Here is a 24,460-nt window from a genome sequence, read left to right as displayed (position 1 = left end):
ATGCCTCACAAAGGCTGCACGGACGCTGAACCACTAGACGCTGAGTATATCGTACAGTTCCGTCATATCGGCAGGCATTTCGCTATCGAATGCCAAAGCGATACTTTTCACGGGGTGAATGAACCCCAAACGGGCGGCGTGCAACGCCTGTCGATGGAAATTCAAGGTTTCCAAAATTGTCCGATGAGCTTGTTTTGTTCTACCATAAACCGGGTCTCCAATCAAGGGGTGACCGAGCGACGCCATGTGGACCCGCACCTGATGCGTCCGCCCGGTCTCCAGCCGGCATTCGACCAGCGCGGCTTCCTTCAGCATTTTCAACACGGTGTAATGTGTTACCGCACGCTTGCCGTTCGGTACGATCGCGATCTTCTTGCGGTTGTTTGGCGATCGCGCGAGCGGCGCATCGACTGTGCCTTCCAGCCTGTTCGGCCGGCCCGTTACGATCGCCTTGTAACGGCGGTCGATCGAGTGATCGTGAAACTGTTTCGCCAGCCCTTCATGTGCCCGGTCGGTCTTCGCCGCGACCATCAGGCCCGACGTGTCCTTATCGATACGGTGGACGATGCCCGGCCGTGCGACCCCGCCAATGCCCGAAAGGTTGCCCGCGCAATGGTGGAGCAGCGCATTGACCAATGTTCCGTCGGGGTTGCCCGCCGCCGGGTGGACGACCAGCCCGGCCTGTTTGTCGATGACGATCAGATACTCGTCCTCGAATACGATGTTGAGCGCGATCTCTTGCGCTTCGTTATGCGACGGCGTGGCGTCGGGAACTGCGACGGTAAATACCGTGCCGCCGACCGCTTTCCGCGCCGGATCCCGAACCAGTGCGCCGGACGGATCGCTCACCGCGCCGGAAGAGAGCAGCGCCTTCAACCGTTCGCGCGACAAAATCGGTACCGCTTCGGCGAGCGCACGATCGATCCTCCAGCCATCGGCCTCGGTCGAAATGCGTGCTTCGATGATGGTAACCCCCGAACTCATGTTATAGCGATGTGGGCATGGGAATCGCGATTTCAAGCACTCTACTGCGCAGACTGCTAAACGAAGCGCGCGCATCGCCGGATACGGAGATTTGCGGGCTGTTGTTCGGCTCGCCGGAACGTATCGAGACGGCCGAACCGGCCGCCAATGTCGCCGCCGATCCTGCTCGCCTGTTCGAACTCGATCCTGCTGCCCTGTTCGCCGCGCACCGTGCCGCGCGCGCTGGCGGCGCGAGAATGATCGGCCATTATCACTCGCATCCCCTTGGCCGACCGGTTCCATCGTCGCGCGACGCTGAAGGGGCGATGGGCGATGGCACATACTGGCTCATCCTGACCGTGGAGGAAGCCCGCTTGTGGCGCAGCGTCGCTGCCGGCGCCTTTGAGCAGGTCGCGCTCGACCAATATTAAACCGGGCTAGAGGGGCAGTGGACGGGTTATCTTCCCTCGGTTTGACGTACACCGATGATAGACTCTGCGGAGCCACGCGTGGATGATGGCGAGGGTCTGGAGGCGTTGTTTTACGGCCGAATTCAAGGGCGGGCAGTTTGTGTTTTGGGAGACAAGCGGTCTCATTCAAGCTGAGGTTGCAGGCAAGCTGGAGATCATGCCAACAATGCTGCAACACTTCTTCGGCAAGGATGACCGGCCGAAATCCTCGCATCGCGGCAACCGTTCTCCTAACCTGCGAAAAACCCGATCGCGCGAATTATAGGGCCGGTCAGAGACGTTCTCAGAGATTGGCAACGCAATAAATTTACCGATACCTGCCGGGTTACCCGAGCGATAAGTCGTCGGCGCCCCGAGATTGATAGCCTGACGTGTGTCATTTTATTGAAATTATGGTGGACGCACTTGGGCTCGAACCAAGGACCCGCTGATTAAGAGTCCCTAACGGGGCTTTGATTTTGCTCGGCTTTTTTCCCAACTGGAAAGAAAAGGGCCCATGCAAGATCAAAGGCTTACGGGAAAACTGCCAACCGAAAACGCCGCCCCGGATGGTCCCCGGAACGGCGCTCGCGATTGTCTAAATCCCAGCCCGAACGGTCCCTCTAGAGCGCCCAAGCCGGTATCTGGATACCACAACGGCGGCCCGCTCGCAAGGCGGCTCCTCCTCACGGTATTTCCCGACACGACCGGACGGACCAAGCGCGCCATGACTCGATCACTGGCGGAGATCGCGGATGCCATCCCGCGCCGGGTCGCGGCCCGGAAGGATGCGCTACCCCTCATCAAGCTAGGGGGGTTCGGCAACGTGCTGTCCGCGAAAGGGTCGCTCCGCCACAACGCGAACGTGCTGGCGATCGACGGCGTTGAGGGCGATCACGATGCGGGCACCTTCACTGTGGACGATGCTGGCGCGTTGCTGGAGGCCGCCGGGCTGGCGGGCCTGATCTACACCACGCCCTCGCATCGCCCCGACAAGCCCCGCTGGCGCGTGCTGTGTCCGCTGTCGCGCTCGCATAGTCCCGAGGACCGGGAGCGTCTGTGTGCCCGCCTCAACGGCGCGCTGGAGGGCGCATTGCAGGGCGAGTCCTTCGCGCTGTCGCAAACCTATTTCTATGGCCGCGTTGAGGGCGGCCCCGCGCCAGACGTGCGGATGATCGACGGCACGGCACTGGACCTCGCCGACGAACTGGACGCCGATGCGATCGGCAAGGATGGTAAGCCCTATGTCCCCGGCGCGGCGGACCTATCGCCATTCCAGCCGGTGGCGGATGATGAGGACTTGCCGCACGTCCCCGATTGGGAGCGCATCGGCTCCGCGCTGGACGCCATCCCCGCCGACGCCCGCGACGATCGCGAAGCGTGCTGGCGTCCGGTCGGCATGGCGCTCCACGCAGAAAGCCGGGGCAGCGAACAGGGCTTTGACCTTTGGGATGAGTGGAGCCGTGCGAGCGGGAAATACAATGCCCGCGATCAGCGCCGGGTGTGGGACTCATTCGGTAAGTCCACCGGCAAGCCCGTCGCGATCGGCACGCTCTACCATCTCGCCAAGGAACACGGGTGGGAGGAAAGCTATACCGACGATGATATTACCCGGCTGAATGATCGTCACGCCCTTGTGATGGTGCAAGGCAAGGCATTGATCGCGACCGAGCGGGAGGACGGCGGCACCGATTTCAGCACCGAACGGGACCTCCACGCCTACTATGCGAACGATCGTGTTGCCGTGACGGAAAAGCGATCGGAACCGATTTCCGCGCGGTGGATGCGCCATGCTGATCGGCGCACATTTCCCAACGGCGTGGAGTTCGCCCCCGGTGGCGCTCCAGCGGGCACGCTGAACCTATGGCGCGGATGGGCGGTGGAGCCGGACGCCAGCGGCTCTTGCAAGCTGTTCGTGCGCCATGTCGTCAATGTCGTCTGTGGCAGCGAGCCGGACCATGCCCGCTATGTCATCGGATGGCTGGCGCACATGGTCCAGCGGCCCCACGAAAAGCCGGGCGTGGCGCTAGTGCTGCGAGGTCCCAAGGGGACGGGCAAGGATACGATCGGCGAGTATCTGGCGCGGATGATCGGGAGTCGCCACGCGCCGACTGTCGCCAATGCCGAGCATATCGTGGGGCGGTTCAACCGGCGCATGGAGAACGCGCTGTTGCTCCATGTGCAGGAAGGATCATGGGCGGGAGATCGCAAGGCCGAGGAAGTCCTGAAATACCTTGTCACGTCCGATCGGGTGGAGATCGAACGCAAGGGCATCGACTCCATCAATCTGCGGAGCGTGCTGCGGTTGTTCATATCCGCCAACGCGGAATGGGTGGTGCCCGCCAGCCATGACGAACGCCGCTGGGCCGTGTTTGAGGTATCGGACGCGCGAATGGGCGATGACGCTTATTTCGCGGCTCTACGGGCCGAAATGGAGGGGGCTGGGCCTGCGGCCTTGCTCCACTACCTCCAGACATTCGACCTAACCGGCTTCAACGTGCGCAAGGCCCCGGAAACCGAGGGCCTGCGGAATCAGAAACTCGCCAGCCTGCGGGGCATCAATAAGTGGTGGTTCGACACGCTCAATAGCGGGGAGGTCGGAAATCATTTCGCGGATGAACCATGGGAGGACGGGGAGCGGACGGTCGGATGCGAGGCGTTGCGAGATGCCTATGTGATGTTCCTGCGGTCACGCCGCTATGACGGTGACGCGCTGGACAGCCGGGCGTTCGGCAAGATGCTCCGCGCGATGCTCCCCGAACTGGACCGCAAGATGCAAGGCGGGCGGCACGATCGCGCTTGGGTCTATCTACTCCCGCCGCTTGGCGTCGCGCGGGATAGGTTCGCAGCATGGATTGGCGCACCCGTGGATTGGGAGGCCGAGCAATGATCGCGCTTCATGGATCACATGGATCACACATGGATCACGGAAAACCCTTATATATCAGACTACTTATACCCTGTGATCCAAGTGATCTAAGTGATCTAAGTAAATACCCACACGGGAGTTCTGACTGTCAGAGCAACGGTGGAGAGGGGTGTCCGATAAACGCCTATAGCGTTTCAACCAATGGATCACATGGATCACTTGGATCACGGCTGCAATATCAGTCACTTAGCAGGCGTTTACATGGATCACGGCATCGGATCACACGGATCACGGCGGGTCCTTACCATGGGGTGGCCGTTGGGGGGACGCGGAGCCCCATCATTCCAATCACTAAAATACAACTGAGACAGTTTGCCGACCAATACTCAGTCCAATTTAAGGCTAAACTGTCATGTCGATAGATCAGCGCATCGGAATCTCTCAACTGGCCTCGCTTGTTGGCGTTTCGGACAACCGGATTAAGCAACTCTGCAATTCGGGCGAACTCGAACGCGGCGAGGACGGACAGTTTGATTTAAGGCTGTCTGTTCGCGCCTACTGCAAGACTCTCCGCGACAACGCCATGGGACGTGGCGGCCCCGGCCTCGCCGCGCAACGCGAACGGGTGGCACGGGAGCAAGCCGACGCGCTGGAGATGAAGAACGCCGCTGCCCGGCGCGAACTCATCCCGGCGAGCGAGGTAGAGGCCATGTGGGACAAGATATGCCGCATGATCCGCGCCCGGTTCCTCGCCATGCCAGCCCGGCTCCAGCAACATTTGTCGCATCTTTCCGCGCATGACCTCGCCGTGATGGACCGGGAGATACGCGACGCATTGAAGGAACTCGCCGATGATGACCTTTAGTCGATCGACGTGGGAGACGCGGGCGCGGGCGCTGGCGGCATTGCGACCGCCGCCCCGGTTGCCGCTTTCCGAATGGATTGAGGCCAACCTCCAGCTTCCAGAGGACGTGTCGGCGTTGCCCGGCGAGGTCCGGTTGTGGGAGTTCCAGCGCGGCATTGCCGACGCGATCAGCGACCCGGAGATTGAGCGGGTGACGCTGGTAAAGTCCGTCCGGGTTGGCCTCTCCACGCTGCTAACCGCGACGATCGGCAGCTATGTCGCGAACGAACCGTCCCCGATCCTGCTCTTATTGCCGACTGAGGCCGATTGCCGCGACTACACCGTATCGGACATCGAACCGATATTTGAGGCCACACCGGCGCTTTCCGGGCTGCTCAGTGCCGACGAAGGCGGGCGCAACACGCTGCTGTCCCGCCGCTTCCCCGGCGGCAGTCTAAAGATCGTCGCGGCAAAGGCCCCCCGCAATCTGCGTCGGCACAACGTCCGCGTGCTGCTTATTGATGAGGCCGATGGAATGGAAGCCGGGCCGGAAGGCAACCCGGTGGTGCTGGCGGAGCGCCGCACGATGTCATTCGCCAACCGCAAAATCGTCATGGGCAGCACGCCGACGCTGGAGGAAACGTCCAACGTCCTGCGGTCCTATGCGACAAGCGATCAGCGTATCTTTGAGGTCCCGTGCCCAGATTGCGGCGAGTTCACTGAGATACTGTGGCAGCATATAGAATGGGAGCCGGACAAGCCCGAAACCGCCGCCTTCCGGTGCCCGCATTGCGCGGGAATGATTTCCGAGAATCATAAGGCGGGAATGATGGCGGCGGGCCGGTGGCGCGCGACGTGCCCGGACGTGAAAGGCCATGCCGGTTTCCGCATCAACGCCCTTGTCAGTCCGCACGCGATGGCGAGTTGGTCGCGATTGGCGGCTGAGTTCCTTAGCGCCAAGGGCAGTCCCGACACCTTGCAAGTGTTTTGTAACACGATCCTCGCACAAGGCTGGCGCGAAGAGTCGGAAGCGGTGGACGAGGCCGCGCTACAGGCGAGGGCGGAGCCGTTCGGGCTGGATAACGTGCCGCCGGACGTGCTGATCGTCACGGCGGGCGTGGACGTGCAAGATGATCGCTTGGAAACCACGTTCATCGGCTGGTCGCGCGGAGCGGCACTAATCTTAGGCCATGTGGTGGTTTGGGGTTCGCCGGGTGACGACACAACTTGGCTAGAATTAGATGATTTATTGCGCACGACATGGCCGCATCCGAACGGCGGTACGCTCCGCCTGGACTCGGCCATCATCGACTCCGGGGACGGGGGCTGGACCGAGCGCGTCTATGCGTTTTGCCGCCCGCGCTTTGGTCGCAAGATTATGGCGGGCAAGGGCGTAGCAGGCACCCGGCCTCCCGCCGCGCTGTCTCAGGCCAAGGGCGTGAAGCTGTTTTTGATCGGAGTTGACGGATTGAAGGCGCAAATCCTGACCCGACTGGCGCGCGGGCGCACCATCCGTTTTTCCGATAGTCTGGAGCCGGTTTGGTATGAGCAACTGGCATCGGAGCGCCGCATAGTCCGCTATGTCCGGGGACAGCCCGTGCGCCGTTTCGAGCGCAAGCCGGGGATGCGAGCCGAGGCGCTGGACTGTGTGGTCTATGCCTATGCCGCTCGCACGCTCGTTACCGCCAACCTAGATCGGCGGGAGGAAGAACTGGCTAGCGTGTCGGCGGTCGCGCCCGCCGTGAAGCCGGTTATCCGATCGGCGTGGTTAGGGCGCTAGGAATTATCGCGCTGCTGATCGAACCGCCACTTCCGAAACATTTGAAAAAGGATGCCGAGCACAATCAGAACGGCGAAGACAAGCCATAGCCGTCCCCACCCATGAAATAGGTCTGTCTTGTCCGAAACCTTGAACAACAATGCTGCCATTGCTCCTATGCCAATTAGAAGCTGACCGTATGTCATCTTGGCTAGCATCACGCGGCGTACCTCGACGCGCGATCGAGCTTCCCCGAGCGTTGGTCTACGCTCTAGTTCGCGAGCGGGAGCGTTCCACGCCCAATAGTAGCCGACCATAAACACCGCGATAATCACGCCGATGCCGCCGTAGATAAACAGGTTTGATGATGGGCTGTCTACATCCGGCACAAGCACGACAAGCAAGCCAATCAGCAACAAAGTCGCTGGAAAGATGCCCCACGTGGCATATCGCAGCCGCCTCCTAAAGTCCGCCAAAAAGGTGTCCCGTTCCGCTGCTGAGACGCGGATCGGCGCGCCCTTCATGCTCTTGCGGTAAACGAAATCGGCTCCGTCCGGCTCGAACTGGTCCGAGAAGATTTCCCGCACACGATCAAAGTGATGGTTTCCAAACATGGGCGGACAATATCGGGTCCACCTCCAGCGGCAATAGCCTGCGTGCCGAAAGATGGCCGGACGGGTTGGGGGAGTGAATCCGCCCGTCCGGCCAAGTCGGGCTGGCGCTGGTTGACGATACACCAGCCCGACCTCTCACGAGTGGATGGCATGGCTACCATCCAACCGACGACGAAGAGACCAAAACCCATTCCCGTGGGCCTTGGCACTGTCCGCCCTACAGAGGGCGTCCAAAGTCGTCAAGTTATTATCCGACTCGACATTGTCGGATCAAAGTAGTAATCCTCCTTATCTGCCGAGTCGCCGCGCAAATAGGGAGTTTCCGATATGACAACTGAGAAGATTGTCAATAAAAGCAAGTATAGCCTTCCGCTAGGTCGCGGGCTTGAGGCTTACCGAGTCTTGGGATATTCGCATGAGGACGCCGAAAAAGGCAGTCGTCGAAATCGTGATTTCAACCGCGACGGGCTGCTGCATATCGGTGGCACGATCGGCGAAGGTTCGATCAAGCACGCGAATTATCGCGTTTGTGACATGGCAGTTGCCGTCATTCTTACCGCTCTGACGGCGGATGGCGGGATGCTCGTTCGGGAGTCTCTCCGTGAAGCGTCCTCCGCTTGCTACGGCTGGACCAAGTTCACCGACCCCGACAAAACCGCGACCGTCATGCATCCGATCATCGCGGCCCTTGAGGGCATCGAACGCGACGAACTTTGGGTCCTCCGCGTGGACGTGCGCAAGTGCGATCAGACCGGCAAGATTGCCGTCCGCGCCGTGCTGTATGATGGCGAGGGCGGATTGCCCGGAAACGATTTCCCAAAAGGCTACCTCCCGCACGTCACGATGCTGGTGCATCTCGCGCCGCTGTTGAAGCCCCTTATCGGCGCTGTTGCCGGGCGCATCGGGGCGAACTGACATGGGCCTCCGCTCTTGGCTGTTCCCCGATCGTCTCCGCACGCGGTCCTATGAACCCACGGCCACGCGCTGGCGGGACGAACCCGGCTGGAACACGCTTGGGGACCGCCGGACGGTGCCCGCTAATGTCATCGCGTTGAGCGAGCAACACTATGCTGGCGATGGCTATTATCGGAACGGTTGCGATGCGTGGACAACCGCGCTCGCCGGGTCCGGGTGGGGCTTCGCGCCGCATGATCCCGAATTGCTTACCGCGTGGACAGCATATGCGGGGAGCGCCGTTTGGGGCGGTGGCAGCTTCGACGCCCTAACCGGCGGCCTCGCACGGGACATGGTGGTTTCCGGCGAGGGCATCGCCATCCTCCAGCCTGGTTGGACTTGGCTCCGCGTGCCGCGAGGCGTCATCGCCAGCGACCACGATAATGGCACCACGATCAAAGAGGGCGTGGAGTTCACGGATGGGCGCGAGTCCGCCATCTATATCCGGCGCGACCCCGCCGCCGCCCCGGAGCGGATCGAACGTGACCGCTATGCCCGTCTCTGGCGGCAAGATTTCCCCGGACAGATTCGCGGAGCGCCATGGGGCATTGCCGTGCTGACCGCCGCCGACACGCTCGCCGACACTGAAAACGCCCTTTTGATGGGGGTAAAGGTCGCGGCCATGTTTGCGGGTATTGCGACGGATGAAAACAACGCCGCCGCCGATTTCCCGTTTGATGGCACGTCACGCGGGAGCGTGCTGGAGAGCGGACTCGAACCGGGCACGTTGAAGGTGCTTCCGGCGGGTTGGCGCGTCCAGTTCGCGACCCCGCAACAGGCGCAACAGGCGGCGGAGTTCCTACGTCATCAACTCCACCGGATCAGCGCCGGGTTTGGCGTCCCGACGCACCTTGTCTCCAACAATTTGGCGGATGCGAACTATGGCAGCTTGCGCGGTGGCATGGTGGAGTTTTCCATGCGGGTTGAAGCCGCGCAATTTTCCACGATCGTCCCGCAATTCCTCAAACCGGCTTGGGAGGCGTTCGCCACCCGCCAATACCTCGCCGGTAAGGTCGCTGATCTGGCGGAGGCGATGGCGTGCGAGTTCATCGCTCCAGCCCGCCCGTGGATCGACCCCGCGAAGGACGTTTCAGCAACTGCCGAGATGCTGCGACTTGGCCTCACCTCCCGCCGCCGGGCCGCCGCCGAATTGGGTTGGGACATCGCGCGCCTAGACGCGGAAATCGTTTCCGACCGTGAGAGAGAATCCAGCCTTGGCCTAACTTTTAGTCAGGAGGCCCCAAGTGCATAACGTCCCCCCGATCTACCAAGTGTCGATCAAAGAACTCACGACCAAGCGGACAGTTGTCGCGACGATCCACCAAGGCCCGCTCGCGCCAGCCCTTCGCGACGGCTCGATGCTCGCGGCGGTGGAGGAAATCGACAAGCTGACATTTTGGCGTGCCTCGCCGCTCCAGCGGAAGGAAAACCAATATGTCTGATATTTTGACCCGTCGCCTCCCGGCGACGATCAGTCCCGCCAGCCTCCAGCGCCACGATGACGGCACCGCGACTGTCATTGCCACGCTGTCCACGGGCGCTCCCGTCCGCCGGGCGGGTTTCGTGGAGACGTTGGCGATCGGGCCGGATCATGTGTCCTTTGCCGCCAACATGCCGGTGCTGGACGCGCATCGGCAAACCTCGATTGGCGACGTGAAAGGCCGCGTTGAGGGCGTCCATTTCGAGGGTGGCGCGATCGTCGCCACCTTGCGGATTAGCGACCCCGCCGCCCTCGCCGCAATCGAGCGTGGCGACATAACCGGCGTAAGCGTCGGCTATCGCGCCACCGCTTGGAAGGATGGCCGCGACGCCGCCAGCGGCCACAAGACTCGAACGATGACGAAGTGGGAGGTCCTTGAGGTCTCTCTTGTTCCGGTTCCCGCCGACCAATCAGCTACAATCAGGAGCAATACAATTATGGAACCGGAAATCATTTCCGAGCCGGATGAGGCTGTCACGACGCGGGCTGAAATCCGCACGATCTGCCGAGCGGCGGGCATGACGCCCGAACAGGCGGACGAACTGATCGACCGTGGAGCGACCGTCACGGATGCGCGCTCCGCCGCTTGGGAGGCATCGCAGGCCCGCCGCCCCGTCATCATCGTGGGGCGCTCCAGCGAGGACCCGGCCCTTGTTCGCGGCTTTCAGGCGGAAGCCTTGGCAGCGACCTACACGGGCGCGGAGCCGAGCGATGGCGCGCGGCAATACATGGGGCTTGGGATGCACGACCACATGCGGTTGTGCCTTACCCGTAGCGGCGAGTCCGGCGTGCCGACGATGGGCGCGGATGCGCTTGTCACCCGTGCGATGGGCACCACGTCCGATTTCCCGATCACGCTGGACGACGCGGGCACCCGTATCGTGCTGTCGTCCTATCGGGCAGCGGAGTCGCCGCTCAAAAGCGTCGGCGTCCAGCGCAACCTCCCCGATTTCCGCGAAGCGACGGCCATCCGCACGGGTGGTTTGCCGACGCTGAAAAAGGTCACGGAAGCTGGCGAGATCAAGCATGTCACCATCCCGGAAAGCGGCGAAAAGTTCAAGCTGGACACCTATGCCAGCATCTTTGGACTGACTCGCCAAGTCCTCATCAATGATCGTTTCGGCATCCTTGGCGATTTTACCCGCAATGCCGGTAACGCGGCGGCGGCAACGGAACGCGAGTTGCTGTTGTCGGTGCTGCTGGAGGCCGCTGGAGCGGGTCCGGGCATGAGCGATGGCAAGGCGCTGTTCCATGCGGACCACGGCAACCTTGGCCTCGCCGCCGCCCCGGACGTGGACGAACTGTCGGCGGCACGCCTCGCCATGCGGCTCCAGACCGGCATTGATGGCGTCACGCGGATCAGCGTTGCCCCCAAGTATCTGGTGGTCGCGGCTGATCTGGAGACGAAGGGCGAACAACTCCTTGCCGCACTGGCGGCGGCGAAGGTGGACGACGCCAATCCGTTCTCGGGCAAGCTGACGCTACTCGTGGAGCCGGGCTTGCCGGAAGGCGCATGGTATCTGTTCGCGGACCCGGCCCAAGTGCCGACGCTCGCTTATGGGTATCTGTCCAGCGCGCCGGGGCCGCAACTGGCGTCGCGCGACGGTTGGGACGTTCTCGGTCGCGAATGGCGCGTGGTCCTCGATTTCGGGGCCGGTGCGATCGACTGGCGCGGCGCTTACCGCAACCCCGGCGAGGCCCTGTAATGGCCGCGCTCGCCGACCTCCAGAAATGGCGAGACTCGCTATTCGAGGCGCGGATGAACGGAGTCCGTTCGTTCGCCGATCAGAACGGCGAGCGCGTCGAATACTCATCCGATCGCGAGATGGCGGCGGCAATCGCCGCTTGCGATCGGGAGTTGGCGGGGATGCGCCGCCCTAACACCATCGTTTTTCGTAAGGGATACTGACATGCGAAACTATGTGCAGCGTGGCGACACGCTCGACATCATCGCCGCCGCCGTTGTGGCGTCCGGTGACGTGGTTACGAAAGGCTCGATCATCGGCATTGCCAATGCGGATGCCGCTGTAGGCGACACGTTCGCGCTGGACGTGGTGGGCGTTTTCAATCTCCCAAAGGTTGCCGCCCTCGCCATCGGGCAGGGCGATACCGTCTATTGGGACAGCGCCAACGGAGTCGTCACCAAAACGGCGGGTGGCAATACCAAGCTGGGGGTGGCGATCGAGTCCGTCCCCAATCCTAGCGCCGCCGTCTCCGTGCGCCTCAACGGGGCTTTCTGAGGCCGCGATGACAGCGAAACGCGCCACGTTCCGGCAAGCCGATCTGACTCGTGCGGTGAAAGCCGCGCGGGCGGCGGGCTTGGACGTGGCGCGAATTGAGATTAACCCGGACGGCACGATCGTTCTGGAGCAAAGCCGGGAAACGATTTCCGGGCAGGCAAGTCCTTTGGACCAATGGAAGGCGAAGCGTGATGCGCGTCCGGCTTAAAGGCATCAATCGCATAACCAAACGGCTCGCCGATGGTAGCAGCGTCACCTATTACTATGCTTGGAAAGGCGGCCCGCGCCTTGACGGCACGCCGGGCTCGCCAGAGTTTCACGCCGCATACAATACCGCCGTCGCGGCCCGCCGCGTTACGCCAGAAGGGCAACTCCAATCGGTCCTAGATCGTTTCCAGCGATCGTCCACATTCCTTGACCTCGCCGACAAAACTCGCGTCGATTACAAGAAACATATTCGCGCGATCGAAACCGAGTTCGGGGATTTCCCGATCAGTGCGCTATTGGATCGCGGATCGCGTGGCGTGTTCCTCGACTGGCGCGACCGCATCGGCGTCACGTCCCGCCGCCAAGCCGATTACCGTTTCAGCGTCCTAGCGCGCATCCTGTCATGGGGTTTCGATCGCGGGCTAGTGCCGCTCAACCCGTGCGAGCGCCCCGGACGGCTCTATCGCTCCGGGCGGGCCGATAAGACATGGACCGACGCCGACGCCACGGCCTTCTACGCCAAGGCCCCGGCGCATCTACATCTCGCGCTAACGCTGGCGCTCTGGACCGGGCAGCGGCAAGGCGACCTCCTACGGCTGACGTGGAGCGCCTATGACGGCACTCATATCCGGGTGACGCAAGGTAAGACTGGCGTGCGGGTGGTGGTGCCGGTTGGCGAGCCGCTCCGGGAGGCGCTGGACGCCGCCAAGCGGGCGCTGGCGAGCATCCCGGAAGGCAAGCCGCGCCCCATGACAATCCTAGCAACTGAGGGCGGGACGGCATGGACCGAATCCGGCTTCCGGGCATCGTGGCGCAAGGCGTGCGAAAAGGCTGGAGTGTCCGGCGTCACGTTCCACGATCTACGCGGCACGGCGGTTACGCGGCTCGCGATAGCGGGATGCACGGTGCCGGAAATCGCTTCTTTGACCGGCCATTCCATGAAGGACGCGGAGACGATCGTGTCGCACTACATGAAGCGCGATCAGGCCCTAGCGGAGTCGGCAATTCGGAAGCTGGAGGGGAGAAAAACTCCCAACTAACCTCCCAACTGTTCTAACCGAGTCCGACGAAAGCCGGAAAAAAGCGAGTAAAAACAATGGTGGACGCACTTGGGCTCGAACCAAGGACCCGCTGATTAAGAGTCAGCTGCTCTACCAACTGAGCTATGCGTCCATTCCGGTGCGGCTGGATCAGCGCGTTGGGGGCGCCGCCGCTGTCGGGGAGGGCGCGCGTTACCATTGCCGCTGCGAAATGCAAACCCGAAATTGGCCTTTTTCCGCTATCCGTCCTACTTTATTGCCGCGCAGCATCGCCCGCATTCATTACCAGCGCTGCGTCTGCCGATTTTGCCGGTCGATCGACATCAGGATGCCGAGGCAGGTCAGCACGGTGAGCTGGGCCGAGCTGCCGAAGCTGATAAAGGGCAGGGGGATGCCGACCACCGGCGCGATGCCCATGACCATCGACATGTTGATCGCGACATACAGGAAGATCGTGGTGGCGAGGCCCGCCGCGGTCAGCCGGCCGAATTTGGTCTGCGCCTGCAGTGCGACATTCACGCCCCAGAAGATCACCGCGAAAAACGCGATGATCAGCAAGATGCCCCCGATCAGGCCCCATTCCTCCATCATCGTCGCCAGGGCGAAATCGGTATGACCCTCGGGCAGGTAATCGAGATGGCTTTGCGTGCCGTTGAGGAACCCTTTTCCGAAGATGCCGCCCGACCCGATCGCGATCTTCGACTGGCTGATATGATAGCCGGTGCCGAGCGGGTCGCTCTCCGGATCGAGAAAGACCAGGATGCGGTTGCGCTGATAACCGTGCAGCACGAAATTGACCGCGAGGGGGATCGCCGCGCCCAGCGCCAGCGCGCCGCCGATGAACAGGCGCAGCGGCACGCCGGCCAGGAACATCACCACCACACCACCCATGCAGATCATCAATGCGGTGCCGAGATCGGGCTGCAGCATGACCAGCGCGCCGGGCACGCCGATCAGCAGCGCGGCGGGCCAGATCGCGCCGAAACGCCGCGTCTCGTTGGGCGGAAGCAAATCGTAGAATTTTGCGCAGGCAAGCACGATGAACGGCTTCATGAATTCCGATGGCTGCAGCCGGATCAGACCGAGGTCGAGCCAGCGCTGGCTGCCGCCACGCACCGCGCCGAGCAGTTCGACCAGCACCAGCGCGATAACCAGCACGGCATAGACCGGCAGCGCGATATTGCTCCACACCGATTCGCGCACACGCGACAGCGCGATCGCGCCGGCGAGCAGCACGAAAAAGCGGATGCCCTGGGTCAATGCCCAGGGGCGGAGCGAACCGCCCGCGGCGGAATACAGCACGACCAGCCCGAAACTGCCGATCAGGATGACCAGGAAGATGATCCTCCATGGCAATTGCGCGAGTGGCGCGGGGACGAAGTTTAGCCCGGGGTTCATTCCTGCGACTCCGTCGATCCGACCTGCGCGATTCCGTTGCCCGAAGCGGTGGCGGCGCCGAGTGCCTCGGCGGTGGCATTTTGTGCGGCGGTAGCGGCCTCTACCGCCGGCGCGGCGGTCGGCGCGGTGGCGCTTGTTTCGGTCGCGGCACCGACACCCGGCGCCGGCGCGTTGGCGGCGGCGCGGTATGCGGCGCTCTGCGCCGCGGCGCGTTGCGTGATGTCACCGCCCCAGGTCGGCTCACCTTCGGCGAGCGATTTCAGCGCGGCCTCGCGGTCGAACATATAGGTCATGATGTCGCGCGCGATCAGCGGCGTATCGAGGTTTCGGATCAAATGGCCGTTATGTTCGAGCACGACGCCAGCGGCATATTTTGGTTTGTCGGCCGGCGCGAAGCATACGAACAGCGCGTGATCGCGCAGCTTGAACGGTAATTGCCGGTTGTTGAGCACGCCGCTACCGCGTTCGGCCATGGTGATGCGCCGGACCTGCGCAGTGCCGGTCTTTGCCGCGAGCGCGACACCGGGGATCTGCAACCGCGCGGAACCGGCAGTGCCGCCCTGGTTGACCACACCGAACATCGCATCGCGCACGATCGCGAGATGTTCGGGTGATACTTTGAGGGGTGCCGCGAGCGGTGCCCTGCCGGTCGTCAATATTCTCGGTTTCAGGTCTCGTCCGGACGCAATGCGCGCCGCCATCACCGCCAGCTGAAGTGGGTTGGCGAGCACATAACCCTGGCCGATCGATGCATTGAGCGAATCCGCGACGGTCCAGGCGTCTTTGTATTTCTTCAGCTTCCATGCGCTGTCGGGGACGGTGCCGTAGCGCTGCGTATCGAACGGAAGATGATATTTCTCGCCCAGCCCGACCATCCGCGCGATCGGGGCGATCGCGTCATAGCCGACGCGGCGGACCATCTCGTAGAAATAGATATCGCAGCTCTGCATAACCGCATTTTTCATGTCGAGCGGCCCATGGCCACGGCGTTTGTGGCAATGAAAAACGCCGGTGCCGACGCGCATCGCGCCCGAACAATTGACCCGCGCATGCGGATCGACCCCGGCGGTGAGCAGCGCCAGCGCATTCATTGGCTTGACCGTTGACCCCGGGGGATAAAGCCCCTGCAGCGTCTTGTTCATCAACGGCACGTGATCGTCGTCGGACAGCATCTTCCATTCGAGATGGCTGATGCCGTCAGAAAAACTGTTCGGGTCGTAAGCGGGCATCGACACCATCGCCAGGATGTCGCCGGTCTCGCAATCGATCACTACCGCAGAGCCGGAGTTGGTCCCGAGGCGCCGCGCGGCATATTCCTGCAATCCCGCATCGATCGTCAGTCGCGCGGTCTGGCCGGGTTTGTCGATCCGCGTTTCGAGTTCACGGACCAGCTTGCCGCGCGCCGTCACTTCGACCCGCTTCGCGCCCGCCTCTCCGCGCAGGGATTTTTCAAGCGTCTTTTCAAGACCATCCTTGCCCAGCTTGAAGCCCGGCGTGACCATCAAGGGATCCTTGGTCTTCTGATATTGCTCGGCCGAAGCCGCGCCGACATAGCCGGTGAGATGCGCGACCGCCGCGCCTGCGGGATAGCTGCGCGCAAAGCCGCGCGTCGGTGCGATGCCGACCAGTTCGGGCAACCGGACGCTGACCGCCGCGAACTGTTCCCAGTTGAGATTTTCCGCGACCTGCACCGGCTGGAACCCCGCCGCGTGCTTCAGATCGGTGGCGATGCGATCCATTTCCTCGATGGGAAGATTGAGGATGGCGCGCAACAGGTCAAGTACGCGGTCCTTGTCCTCAAGCCGGTCGGGGATGATGTCGACGCGGAAATCGGTGCGGTTATTGGCCAGCGGCGCGCCATGACGATCGACGATCCAGCCGCGGCGCGGAGGCACCAGCGTCATGTTGACGCGGTTGCTCTCGGAAAGCATGCGGTAGCGTTCGTTCTCCGCCACTGCGAGCCAGGTCATGCGTGCGGCCAGGGTGACCGCGACAAGGCCCTGCCCGACGCCGAGCATCATCGCGCGACGGCTGAAACTATAGGATTGGGAAGCCTCCGTCATCGTTCGCATTGGCTAGTGCACACCCTTGGTCATGCGCCTTCGCGTTTACCATCCAGCCATGCGCAAAACCGCGCCACCAGCGGGAACAACATGATCGAGATGGCGGCCTGCAGCAAGAGCACGGTATCGACATGAGCGCCGAGCGGCGATGCGATCAGCCGACCCGCGATCAGGCACAAGCCGATCGATCCGGCGGCGATCAGCCAGTTTTGCCAGAAATCGCGAAACACCAGGCGCTGATCGATCATGTCGATGACAAAGAAACAGATCATCCACAACAGCATGGCGCTGCCCAGCGGCTGACCCGAGACCAGGTCGTCGAAGAACCCGAGCGGCAATGCCGCCCAGATCGCGAAGGCATCGGGCCGCAACAGCCGCCAGCCGAGCAATACCATCAGGCCGAGCGGCGGCACCAATGGGAAGCTCGCGACATAGGGCCAGATGGTGATCAGCGACGCGATCAGGACAGAAGCGCCTGGCACGATTCGCTGCAGGACCGGCGGGGGCGGGGCATCATAGGGGTTGCGCGCCGGAGCCCTCACGGCTTGGCGGCCGGACTGGGGGTTGCGGCATTGGGCGCGGGGGCGGGCGGCAAGACAGGCATGAAGGTCTGCTGCACGAGCGCGAAATCGAGCGTATCGGGTTGGGTGAAGCTGCGCGCCAAGGCTGTGTCGCTCGAGCGACGAACAATGCGCGCGACCGGAATATTGGGTGAGTAGATGCCGCCGGTGCCCGATGTGACGAATACGTCGCCAGGTTCGAACGGGGTATTGGCCTGGCTGACCGAACGGACGTCGATCATTCCGTCGCCGCGCCCCGCAGCGAGCGCGGGCAGACCATCGCGCGTGCGGCGTACCGGCACGATGCTTTCCGGATCGGTCAGCAGCAGCACGCGCGCGGTATTGGGGCCGGTTTCGAGGATGCGGCCGATCAACCCTTCCGGGCCGCGTACCGGCTGTCCTTCGCGCACGCCCTGCCAGGCGCCGGCATTGAGGACCGCGAAGCGCCGCGTGCTGGACGCGGACGAACTTACCAGCCGCGCCGTGACGACCGGATCGGCATTGCGTTCACGCAAGTGGAGCAACGCCTTGAGCCGGCGATTGTCATAGGACAGCGTGCGTGCGCGCAGCAGCAGGGCGCGGTTGTCGGCGATTTCCTTGCGCAACTGCGCATTCTTTTGATTGACGGCGAAATGATTGCCGATCGACGCCGGGATCGACGCGATGCCGCGGCCAAGTCCTGCCATGCCCGACGAAATCGGCGTAGTGATTTCGGCGACGGTCGCACGCAGCGCGGTAAAGGCCGGCGGGTTCAATGTATCGAGCGCGAGCAGGATCACCGCGACGATCGCTCCCGCGGCCGCGATGACATATCCCAGGAACAATCCGTATTGCGCCCGCCGCGAGAAACCCGGGCGCCGGTTGCGAGACGGCGCCATGTTACCCCCTCAAAAGCCCTAAGGCTGTGTACGATATACAAACGGTCTTCGGAACAATTGTTCTCACCTTCGTATAAGCCGTTCGCGCCGAGCGATGCGCTGGCCGTTCGTCCCGAACAAGGGGTTGGCCGGAACGAAAGGCTATCCGAATCGACGCCCTTAAGCGCTGTGCAACACGCCGCGGAACACCGGATCCTCAAGTGCGCGACCAGTGCCGAGCGCGACGCAGATCAGCGGGTCGTCGGCGATCGTCACCGGCAGGCCGGTTTCATCGCGCAACACCTCGTCGATGCCTTTGAGCAGTGCGCCACCACCGGTGAGCACGATACCTTGATCGACGATATCGGCTGCCAGTTCGGGTGCCGTATTCTCCAGCGCGATGCGCACGCCCTCGACGATCTGGCCGACTGGTTCGGACAGCGCCTCGGCGATCTGGCCCTGGTTGATCTGAATTTCCTTCGGCACGCCATTGACCAGGTCGCGGCCCTTGACGTGGATGGTGAGGCCGATGCCGTCGGGCGGCGGCTTGGCGACGCCGACTTCCTGCTTGATGCGCTCGGCGGTCGAATCGCCGATCAGCAGATTATGGTTACGGCGCACATAGGAGACGATCGCTTCGTCCATCTTGTCGCCACCGACGCGGACCGATGTTGTATAGGCAAGGCCGCGCAGGCTGAGCACTGCGACTTCGGTAGTGCCACCGCCGATATCGACGACCATCGACCCGATCGGCTCGGTGACCGGCATGTCGGCGCCGATAGCGGCGGCCATCGGTTCCTCGATCAGCCAGACCTGCGAGGCGCCTGCGTTCGATGCTGCATCGCGAATCGCGCGGCGCTCGACCGAGGTCGAACCCGACGGCACGCAGATCACGATCTGCGGCCAGCGGAAAAAGCGACGCTGTCCGCCATGAACCTTATGGATGAAATGCTTGATCATCTGTTCGGCGACGTCGATGTCGGCGATCACACCGTCGCGAAGCGGGCGGATAGCCTGAATGCTGTCCGGGGTCTTGCCCATCATCAGCTTGGCGTCGTCGCCGACCGCCTTGACCTTTTTCTGACCGTTGATCGTCTCGATCGCGACCACCGATGGTTCGTTGAGCACAATGCCGCGGCCCCGCAGATACACGACGGTATTCGCGGTCCCCAGATCGATCGCCATGTCGTGCGAGGAGAACCTGAAAAGTTTCGAGAAGAAGCTCATTGATCGTTCCGTTTCAGGCCGCCCCCATGTGACCGGGTTCGGCAGTTCGCACTGGTCCCGGCAAAACTGCTATATCCGAAGGATCCAGGGCGGAAATTCCACGCTCTGGATGCCTGTAGATGCGGGTCGCGGGATGCCGTCGCTTGGGCTACAGCATCATCCATGTCAATACGGCGCCTCCCCGAACATCTCGTCAATCGTATCGCTGCCGGTGAAGTGGTCGAACGGCCCGCCAGTGCGTTGAAGGAACTGGTCGAAAATGCGGTCGATGCGGGCGCGAATCGCATCGATATACGCTTGCGGGGGGGTGGCGTGGACGGAATCGAGGTGATCGACAACGGTTGCGGCATGACGCCCCCCGATATGACGCTCGCGTTGGAGCGTCATGCGACTTCCAAGCTCCCAGATGAGGCGATCGAGGCGGTGACGACGCTCGGTTTTCGCGGTGAAGCGTTGCCGTCGATCGCCAGCGTCGCACGCATGACGCTGGAAAGCCGGGTGCGCGGTGCGGAAGGCTGGTCGCGCGTGGTCGATAATGGCCTGCTCGATTCCGAAGGACCGATCGGCATACCGCCCGGCACAAGGGTGCGGGTCGATGGATTGTTCGAACGGGTGCCTGCGCGGCGCAAGTTCCTGCGCTCGGCCCGTTCGGAATATGCCGCCTGCCTCGATGTCGTGAAACGGCTCGCCATGGCGAACCCTGATATTGGCTTTTCGGTCGAACATGATGGCCGGCGGGTTCTGTCGGTGATGGGCGGGGAGACGCTGCCCGACCGCGTCGCCGCGCTGACCGATCGCGGGCTGGTCGAAAACGGCATCCTCATCGACCTGGAGCGTGAAGGCCTGCGGCTCGGCGGTATCGCCGGCCTGCCGACCTTCAACCGCGGCATCGCCGACCACCAATATCTGTTCGTCAATCGCCGGCCGGTGAAGGATCGCCTGCTCGTCGGCGCAGTGCGCGGCGCCTATGCCGAACTGCTCGCGCGGGACCGTCACGCGGTGGTCGCGCTGTTCCTCGACGTGCCGGGCGACGCGGTCGACGTGAACGTCCACCCCGCCAAGACCGAAGTCCGTTTCCGTGAACCCGCCATGGTGCGCGGCCTGATCGTCAGCGGCCTGCGCCGCGCGCTCGACGAAGCCGGCCATCGCAGCGCGCAACGCCCGGACCGAGGGGCGATGGCGGCATGGCAGAGCGAACCGATCGCGCCGCCCGCGTCGCAATTATGGGACCGGCAGCATGTCGGACAATGGGACGCGCCGTCTTCGTCGCCATCGTCGCAGACGCGCTATGCCGTGCATGATCGCCGCACCAGCTTCATTCCGCCACCGATGGCGCGGGCCGAGCCCGCCTATGCGCCGCCACCCGAAACGACCAGCTATCCGCTCGGCGTCGCGCGCGGCCAGGTGGCGAAGACCTATATTGTCGCCGAGGCGGAGGACGGTCTGGTGTTGGTCGACCAGCACGCGGCGCATGAACGGCTGGTGCTCGAACGCATGCGCAGGGCGATGGCGACCGGCGGTGTCGCGAGCCAGGCATTGCTGCTGCCCGAAGTGATCGAACTCGACGAACCCGCCTGCGACCGGCTCGATGCGCGCATCGCCGAACTGAGCGAATTCGGGCTCGATCTCGAACGCTTCGGTCCGCGCGCGATGCTTGTTCGAGCCGTGCCGGCGATGCTTGGCCAAAGCGATGTTACGGGCCTGGTCACCGATCTCGCCGATGAGCTTGCCGCGTTCGACGAGGCACTGAGCCTGAAGGAACGCCTCGATCATGTCGCCGCGACGATGGCCTGTCACGGCTCGGTCCGTGCCGGGCGGATATTGTCCGTGACGGAGATGAACGCGCTGCTTCGGGAAATGGAGGTCACGCCGCATTCCGGCCAGTGCAACCATGGCCGACCGACCTGGGTGAAGCTGGCACATGGCGATATCGAGAAACTGTTCGGGCGGCGATGAGGCTGTTTCGGCGCGTTGCGAATTTGCCTGAGCAGCGCGTGATCGCGGCGGCTGAGATTTTGGCGGCGACGCTTCTTGCCGAGGAGGATGAACAGGTCCGGCATTTATCGCCGACGGGTTCATGCCCGGTCAGGCGCATCGTTGCACCAACTTTCTGCCGATGGCCTTTAGCGGGCCGATCCTGGAAGATTTGGGCATCACTAAATTTGTGCCGACCATCAGTGTCCTTACGGCGGAAGGCGGCGAGATCCCGGCAAAGCTTGATCGACAACCCGAATATGTCGCCGCCCTCGCGCTGGCGCGGCGGCATTGTCAGGCGGTCCGGATGGACCATGATGTTTACGAAGCGATTGCATGCGGCATCGAAAATCGACGCCGTCAGCGCGGCTCTCAATGATGGCGTCGATATTGCGGGATCTTGCATTGCCTCCGCGCTGGTCGGCGATGGATGCGCCGAACACATTAAAATGAACGGCGATCGCGCGAGATAGCTGCTTCTGCAAACCTGTCGGCGCTGGTCAGTATCGCGACTCGGGCGTCGTGAAAAGGTTCCGGCATGCCGAAGAAAGATTCCCGTTCATCTGGCTGAAACCTTTACGCGCGGCGCGCATTTTTAAGTCAAGTCATCGAAGCAAAGCGACCTTATCATGAAAAGCATCGTGCCCCTTTTCCTTGCCCTGATCCCGCTGGTTGCCGTTGTCGGAGCGTGCGTGGCGGTGCCCTGAACCAACTATCCCGCCGATTGCAGCAGGGAGACAGGCAAATGAAAAGGGCCGCCCGGATTGCTCCGGGCGGCCCTTTTTCAATATCGCCGATGAAAGGCTCAGCCTTCGGTCGGCTCTTCCTCGGTCGCTTCGGGAGCAGCCTCGGACTGGACCTCGGCGGTCGCGCCGGGTTCCGCATTGGGGTCGTAAGCTTCGACGAAGCCCGCCTCGTCCTTTTCGAACATCGCGGACATGACGTCGACGCCCTGCGCCTGCATCTCGGCTTCTTCAGGCGAGCGTGCGACGTTGACCTTGATCATCACCGCGACTTCGGCGTGGAGCGAGACCTTCACGTCATACACGCCGATCGCCTTGATCGGCTTGTTGAGCACGATCGCCGACTTCGGCACCTTGTGACCATCGGCCTCGAGCAGTTCGAGCAGATCGCGCACCGCAACCGAACCATAGAGCTGGCCGGTGTTCGACGCCTGACGGATCAGGGTCAGCGTGATGCCGTCGATCGACTTGGCTTCGACCTCGGCTTCGCCGCGGCGAGCGTCGTTGTCGGCCACGATCTTCTCGCGGTTGGCCTCGAAGACCTTCTTGTTGGCGTCGTTGGCGCGCAGCGCCTTCTTGTTCGGCAGCAGGAAGTTGCGGGCGAACCCGTCCTTCACGGTGACGACGTCACCGATCTTGCCGAGTTTCTCGACGCGCTCCAGCAGGATAACATCCATGGTGCTCGCTCCTTACTTAACGATGTAGGGCAGGAGCCCAAGGTGACGGGCGCGCTTGATCGCCTGGGCGAGCTCGCGCTGCTTCTTGCCGCTCACCGAAGTGATGCGGCTCGGGACGATCTTGCCACGCTCGGACACGAAGCCCTGCAGCAACCGGACGTCCTTATAGTCTATCCGGGGAGCATCCTTGGCGGAGAAGGGGCAGCTCTTGCGGCGGCGGAAAAATGGGCGTGCCATGGTCTATGCCTCCTTATTCGCTATCGAAGTCGCGACGCGGGCGCTCGGGCCGGTCACCACGATCGGGACGATCGCCACGATCACCGCGTTCGCCACGGCGCTCACGGTCACGATCGCTCTTGCGCATCATCACGCTCGGGCCTTCTTCATGGCCGTCGACCTTGACGGTCATGTAGCGGATCACGTCTTCGTTGATCTGAGTCTGACGCTCCAGCTCGGCGACGACATCGCCGGGGGCGTCGATTTCGAGCATCACGTAATGCGCCTTGCGGTTCTTGGCGATCTTGTACGCCAGGCTACGCAGGCCCCAGGATTCGGTCTTTACGACCTTGCCCTTGTTGTCGGTGATGATCTTGGTGGCGTTTTCCGCCAGTGCGTCCACCTGCGCCTGTGCCAGATCCTGGCGCGCAAGGAACACATGCTCGTAAAGAGCCATGTCTTGTCCTTCGTCTTGGCCGATCGCTGACGCCCGCACCATGCGAAACGCCCCTCCGGCTATCGTTCTCAAAGCAATCAGGGGCGAAGAGCCACGCTCTCCACCCCGGAAGCGGCGATCCATAACGAGAAACGCGCGAAACGCAAGCGTTGACGATCCGCGTTACAGGATCGGTTGCGCCACCAGCCTGGCTTCCGCTTCGCATCCTTGCGGCCTGGCCATGGCGACATCGGCCATGAAACCGGCCTGACCATGCTTGGCCGCGACCGTCGATAAAGCGGTGGTCCGGCCGGCCTCGACCGCGCAGGCATTATGCACGCCGCACACGATGCGGCTTTCGCCATAAGCGCGTCCACGCGCCACAATCGCCGTGGCGCGCGAGTTTCGGCGAGCAACAAGGCCCAGGTCCAGCCCCAGGTGGTGTGACCCGAGCGATACTCGAAACTGCCCTTCAACTGCTCGGCCGGTTGACAGGTGGGGTCCTTGATCGATCTGGAAAGGGCGCGGCCGGTCTTAAAAACCCTTGGCCGCGACCCGACTGGCTATTGGCGTCGATGCCGGTCTTGCCGATCAGCTTGATCGTCAGTGGTGCATTGTCGGGCGTGATCGACACCCCGATTGCGTCAGCTGAACGCGCTCGCCATATAACGAATGGCGGTCGACACATCGCGCGTCGCCAATTCGCCGCGCGGCGTGTTCAGCAGAGTGCGACCAATGGATCGGGCGCCGCGAGAATGAACGTCTTCATAAACTGCTCCATCTTTTCGAATAGCGCCTCGTCTGGTGTCCTCATCTATCTATGATGCGGTCGTCGCAGCCCCGTGCCGCCCGAATGTCGAAATGGCCGCAAGGCGTCTCAGCTTGCCATG

The 24,460-nt window shown here is 62.7% G+C and carries 25 protein-coding genes and 1 tRNA gene; 14 read left to right on the top strand and 12 right to left on the bottom strand.

Features of this window, described 5'->3' with window-relative positions; translation table 11 throughout:
- Positions 1 to 33: 33 nt before the first annotated feature.
- Positions 34 to 984, bottom strand: coding sequence for an RluA family pseudouridine synthase (locus tag ACVWZA_RS17840; protein WP_457312703.1), 951 nt, complete (start codon positions 982 to 984; stop codon positions 34 to 36).
- A gap of 17 nt (positions 985 to 1,001) precedes the next feature.
- On the opposite strand from ACVWZA_RS17840, the gene ACVWZA_RS17835 reads away from it, so the two are divergent.
- From ACVWZA_RS17835 to ACVWZA_RS17820, 4 genes are all read left to right on the top strand, one after another.
- Complete coding sequence (locus tag ACVWZA_RS17835; RefSeq protein ID WP_457312702.1) at positions 1,002 to 1,394, top strand: M67 family metallopeptidase; 393 nt, start codon at positions 1,002 to 1,004, stop codon at positions 1,392 to 1,394.
- Between the two features lie 745 nt (positions 1,395 to 2,139).
- Complete coding sequence (locus tag ACVWZA_RS17830; protein WP_457312701.1) at positions 2,140 to 4,302, top strand: DUF5906 domain-containing protein; 2,163 nt, start codon at positions 2,140 to 2,142, stop codon at positions 4,300 to 4,302.
- Between the two features lie 391 nt (positions 4,303 to 4,693).
- Complete coding sequence (locus ACVWZA_RS17825; RefSeq protein WP_457312700.1) at positions 4,694 to 5,146, top strand: hypothetical protein; 453 nt, start codon at positions 4,694 to 4,696, stop codon at positions 5,144 to 5,146.
- A complete protein-coding gene (locus tag ACVWZA_RS17820; protein WP_457312699.1) occupies positions 5,133 to 6,905 on the top strand; it encodes a phage terminase large subunit family protein in 1,773 nt (590 codons plus the stop codon). Before ACVWZA_RS17825 ends, ACVWZA_RS17820 begins: the two co-directional genes overlap by 14 nt.
- Here the strand turns inward: ACVWZA_RS17820 and ACVWZA_RS17815 are convergent.
- Positions 6,902 to 7,498: a hypothetical protein gene (locus ACVWZA_RS17815; RefSeq protein ID WP_457312698.1), complete on the bottom strand. Its 597-nt coding sequence runs from the start codon at positions 7,496 to 7,498 to the stop codon at positions 6,902 to 6,904. The genes ACVWZA_RS17820 and ACVWZA_RS17815 overlap by 4 nt on opposite strands.
- A 327-nt stretch (positions 7,499 to 7,825) precedes the next feature.
- Here ACVWZA_RS17815 and ACVWZA_RS17810 point away from each other — a divergent pair, with 327 nt between their 5' ends.
- The 8 genes from ACVWZA_RS17810 to ACVWZA_RS17775 are packed head-to-tail and all read left to right on the top strand — an operon-like array spanning position 7,826 to position 13,419.
- Positions 7,826 to 8,413, top strand: coding sequence for a hypothetical protein (locus tag ACVWZA_RS17810; RefSeq protein ID WP_457312697.1), 588 nt, complete (start codon positions 7,826 to 7,828; stop codon positions 8,411 to 8,413).
- Between the two features lies 1 nt (position 8,414).
- Positions 8,415 to 9,704, top strand: a complete 1,290-nt coding sequence (locus tag ACVWZA_RS17805) for a phage portal protein (protein WP_457312696.1) — start codon at positions 8,415 to 8,417, stop codon at positions 9,702 to 9,704.
- On the top strand, positions 9,697 to 9,894 hold the full coding sequence (locus ACVWZA_RS17800) for a hypothetical protein (RefSeq protein ID WP_457312694.1): 198 nt from the start codon (positions 9,697 to 9,699) through the stop codon (positions 9,892 to 9,894). Before ACVWZA_RS17805 ends, ACVWZA_RS17800 begins: the two co-directional genes overlap by 8 nt.
- Positions 9,887 to 11,638 carry a prohead protease/major capsid protein fusion protein gene (locus ACVWZA_RS17795; RefSeq protein WP_457312722.1) on the top strand — a complete coding sequence of 584 codons (1,752 nt, stop codon included), beginning with the start codon at positions 9,887 to 9,889 and terminating at the stop codon, positions 11,636 to 11,638. Before ACVWZA_RS17800 ends, ACVWZA_RS17795 begins: the two co-directional genes overlap by 8 nt.
- A complete protein-coding gene (locus ACVWZA_RS17790) occupies positions 11,638 to 11,841 on the top strand; it encodes a phage head-tail joining protein (protein ID WP_457312693.1) in 204 nt (67 codons plus the stop codon). The genes ACVWZA_RS17795 and ACVWZA_RS17790 overlap by 1 nt, the downstream gene beginning before the upstream one ends.
- 1 nt (position 11,842) lies before the next feature.
- Positions 11,843 to 12,172: a DUF2190 family protein gene (locus tag ACVWZA_RS17785; protein WP_457312691.1), complete on the top strand. Its 330-nt coding sequence runs from the start codon at positions 11,843 to 11,845 to the stop codon at positions 12,170 to 12,172.
- 7 nt (positions 12,173 to 12,179) lie between these two features.
- Positions 12,180 to 12,380, top strand: a complete 201-nt coding sequence (locus ACVWZA_RS17780) for a hypothetical protein (protein ID WP_457312689.1) — start codon at positions 12,180 to 12,182, stop codon at positions 12,378 to 12,380.
- The gene (locus tag ACVWZA_RS17775; protein WP_457312687.1) at positions 12,364 to 13,419 is read left to right on the top strand and encodes a tyrosine-type recombinase/integrase; all 1,056 of its coding nucleotides are present in this window, start codon (positions 12,364 to 12,366) and stop codon (positions 13,417 to 13,419) included. Before ACVWZA_RS17780 ends, ACVWZA_RS17775 begins: the two co-directional genes overlap by 17 nt.
- Positions 13,420 to 13,476: 57 nt before the next feature.
- Here ACVWZA_RS17775 and ACVWZA_RS17770 read toward each other — a convergent pair.
- The 6 genes from ACVWZA_RS17770 to ACVWZA_RS17745 form a co-directional block, all read right to left on the bottom strand.
- Positions 13,477 to 13,552: transfer RNA gene (locus ACVWZA_RS17770), tRNA-Lys, on the bottom strand.
- A 149-nt stretch (positions 13,553 to 13,701) separates the two neighbouring features.
- The gene (gene rodA, locus ACVWZA_RS17765) at positions 13,702 to 14,817 is read right to left on the bottom strand and encodes a rod shape-determining protein RodA (RefSeq protein WP_457312685.1); all 1,116 of its coding nucleotides are present in this window, start codon (positions 14,815 to 14,817) and stop codon (positions 13,702 to 13,704) included.
- Positions 14,814 to 16,889: a penicillin-binding protein 2 gene (gene mrdA, locus ACVWZA_RS17760; protein WP_457312683.1), complete on the bottom strand. Its 2,076-nt coding sequence runs from the start codon at positions 16,887 to 16,889 to the stop codon at positions 14,814 to 14,816. The genes rodA and mrdA overlap by 4 nt, the downstream gene beginning before the upstream one ends.
- A 20-nt stretch (positions 16,890 to 16,909) precedes the next feature.
- Entirely contained in the window at positions 16,910 to 17,362 is a 453-nt protein-coding gene (mreD, locus tag ACVWZA_RS17755) for a rod shape-determining protein MreD (RefSeq protein ID WP_457312682.1), read from the bottom strand.
- 56 nt (positions 17,363 to 17,418) lie between these two features.
- On the bottom strand, positions 17,419 to 18,318 hold the full coding sequence (gene mreC / locus ACVWZA_RS17750; RefSeq protein ID WP_457312681.1) for a rod shape-determining protein MreC: 900 nt from the start codon (positions 18,316 to 18,318) through the stop codon (positions 17,419 to 17,421).
- 159 nt (positions 18,319 to 18,477) lie between these two features.
- On the bottom strand, positions 18,478 to 19,524 hold the full coding sequence (locus tag ACVWZA_RS17745; RefSeq protein ID WP_457312679.1) for a rod shape-determining protein: 1,047 nt from the start codon (positions 19,522 to 19,524) through the stop codon (positions 18,478 to 18,480).
- 162 nt (positions 19,525 to 19,686) lie between these two features.
- On the opposite strand from ACVWZA_RS17745, the gene mutL reads away from it, so the two are divergent.
- Together mutL and ACVWZA_RS17735 are read left to right on the top strand one after the other, a co-directional pair.
- Positions 19,687 to 21,480 carry a DNA mismatch repair endonuclease MutL gene (gene mutL, locus ACVWZA_RS17740; protein WP_457312677.1) on the top strand — a complete coding sequence of 598 codons (1,794 nt, stop codon included), beginning with the start codon at positions 19,687 to 19,689 and terminating at the stop codon, positions 21,478 to 21,480.
- Positions 21,481 to 21,601: 121 nt separating this feature from the next.
- Positions 21,602 to 21,877, top strand: a complete 276-nt coding sequence (locus tag ACVWZA_RS17735) for a hypothetical protein (protein WP_457312675.1) — start codon at positions 21,602 to 21,604, stop codon at positions 21,875 to 21,877.
- A 426-nt stretch (positions 21,878 to 22,303) separates the two neighbouring features.
- On the opposite strand, the gene rplI is transcribed toward ACVWZA_RS17735, so the two are convergent.
- From rplI to ACVWZA_RS17715, 4 genes are all read right to left on the bottom strand, one after another.
- Complete coding sequence (gene rplI, locus ACVWZA_RS17730; RefSeq protein WP_457312673.1) at positions 22,304 to 22,918, bottom strand: 50S ribosomal protein L9; 615 nt, start codon at positions 22,916 to 22,918, stop codon at positions 22,304 to 22,306.
- Between the two features lie 12 nt (positions 22,919 to 22,930).
- Positions 22,931 to 23,155 (bottom strand): 30S ribosomal protein S18, encoded by a 225-nt coding sequence (gene rpsR, locus ACVWZA_RS17725; RefSeq protein ID WP_034158365.1) that lies wholly within the window; start codon positions 23,153 to 23,155, stop codon positions 22,931 to 22,933.
- A 13-nt stretch (positions 23,156 to 23,168) separates the two neighbouring features.
- Positions 23,169 to 23,591: a 30S ribosomal protein S6 gene (gene rpsF / locus ACVWZA_RS17720; protein WP_183112728.1), complete on the bottom strand. Its 423-nt coding sequence runs from the start codon at positions 23,589 to 23,591 to the stop codon at positions 23,169 to 23,171.
- Positions 23,592 to 23,753: 162 nt separating this feature from the next.
- On the bottom strand, positions 23,754 to 23,954 hold the full coding sequence (locus tag ACVWZA_RS17715) for a hypothetical protein (RefSeq protein ID WP_457312671.1): 201 nt from the start codon (positions 23,952 to 23,954) through the stop codon (positions 23,754 to 23,756).
- Positions 23,955 to 24,460 lie beyond the last annotated feature (506 nt).

Source organism: Sphingomonas sp. UYAg733, from assembly GCF_054057355.1.
This window is presented reverse-complemented; position numbering and strand designations above follow the sequence as displayed.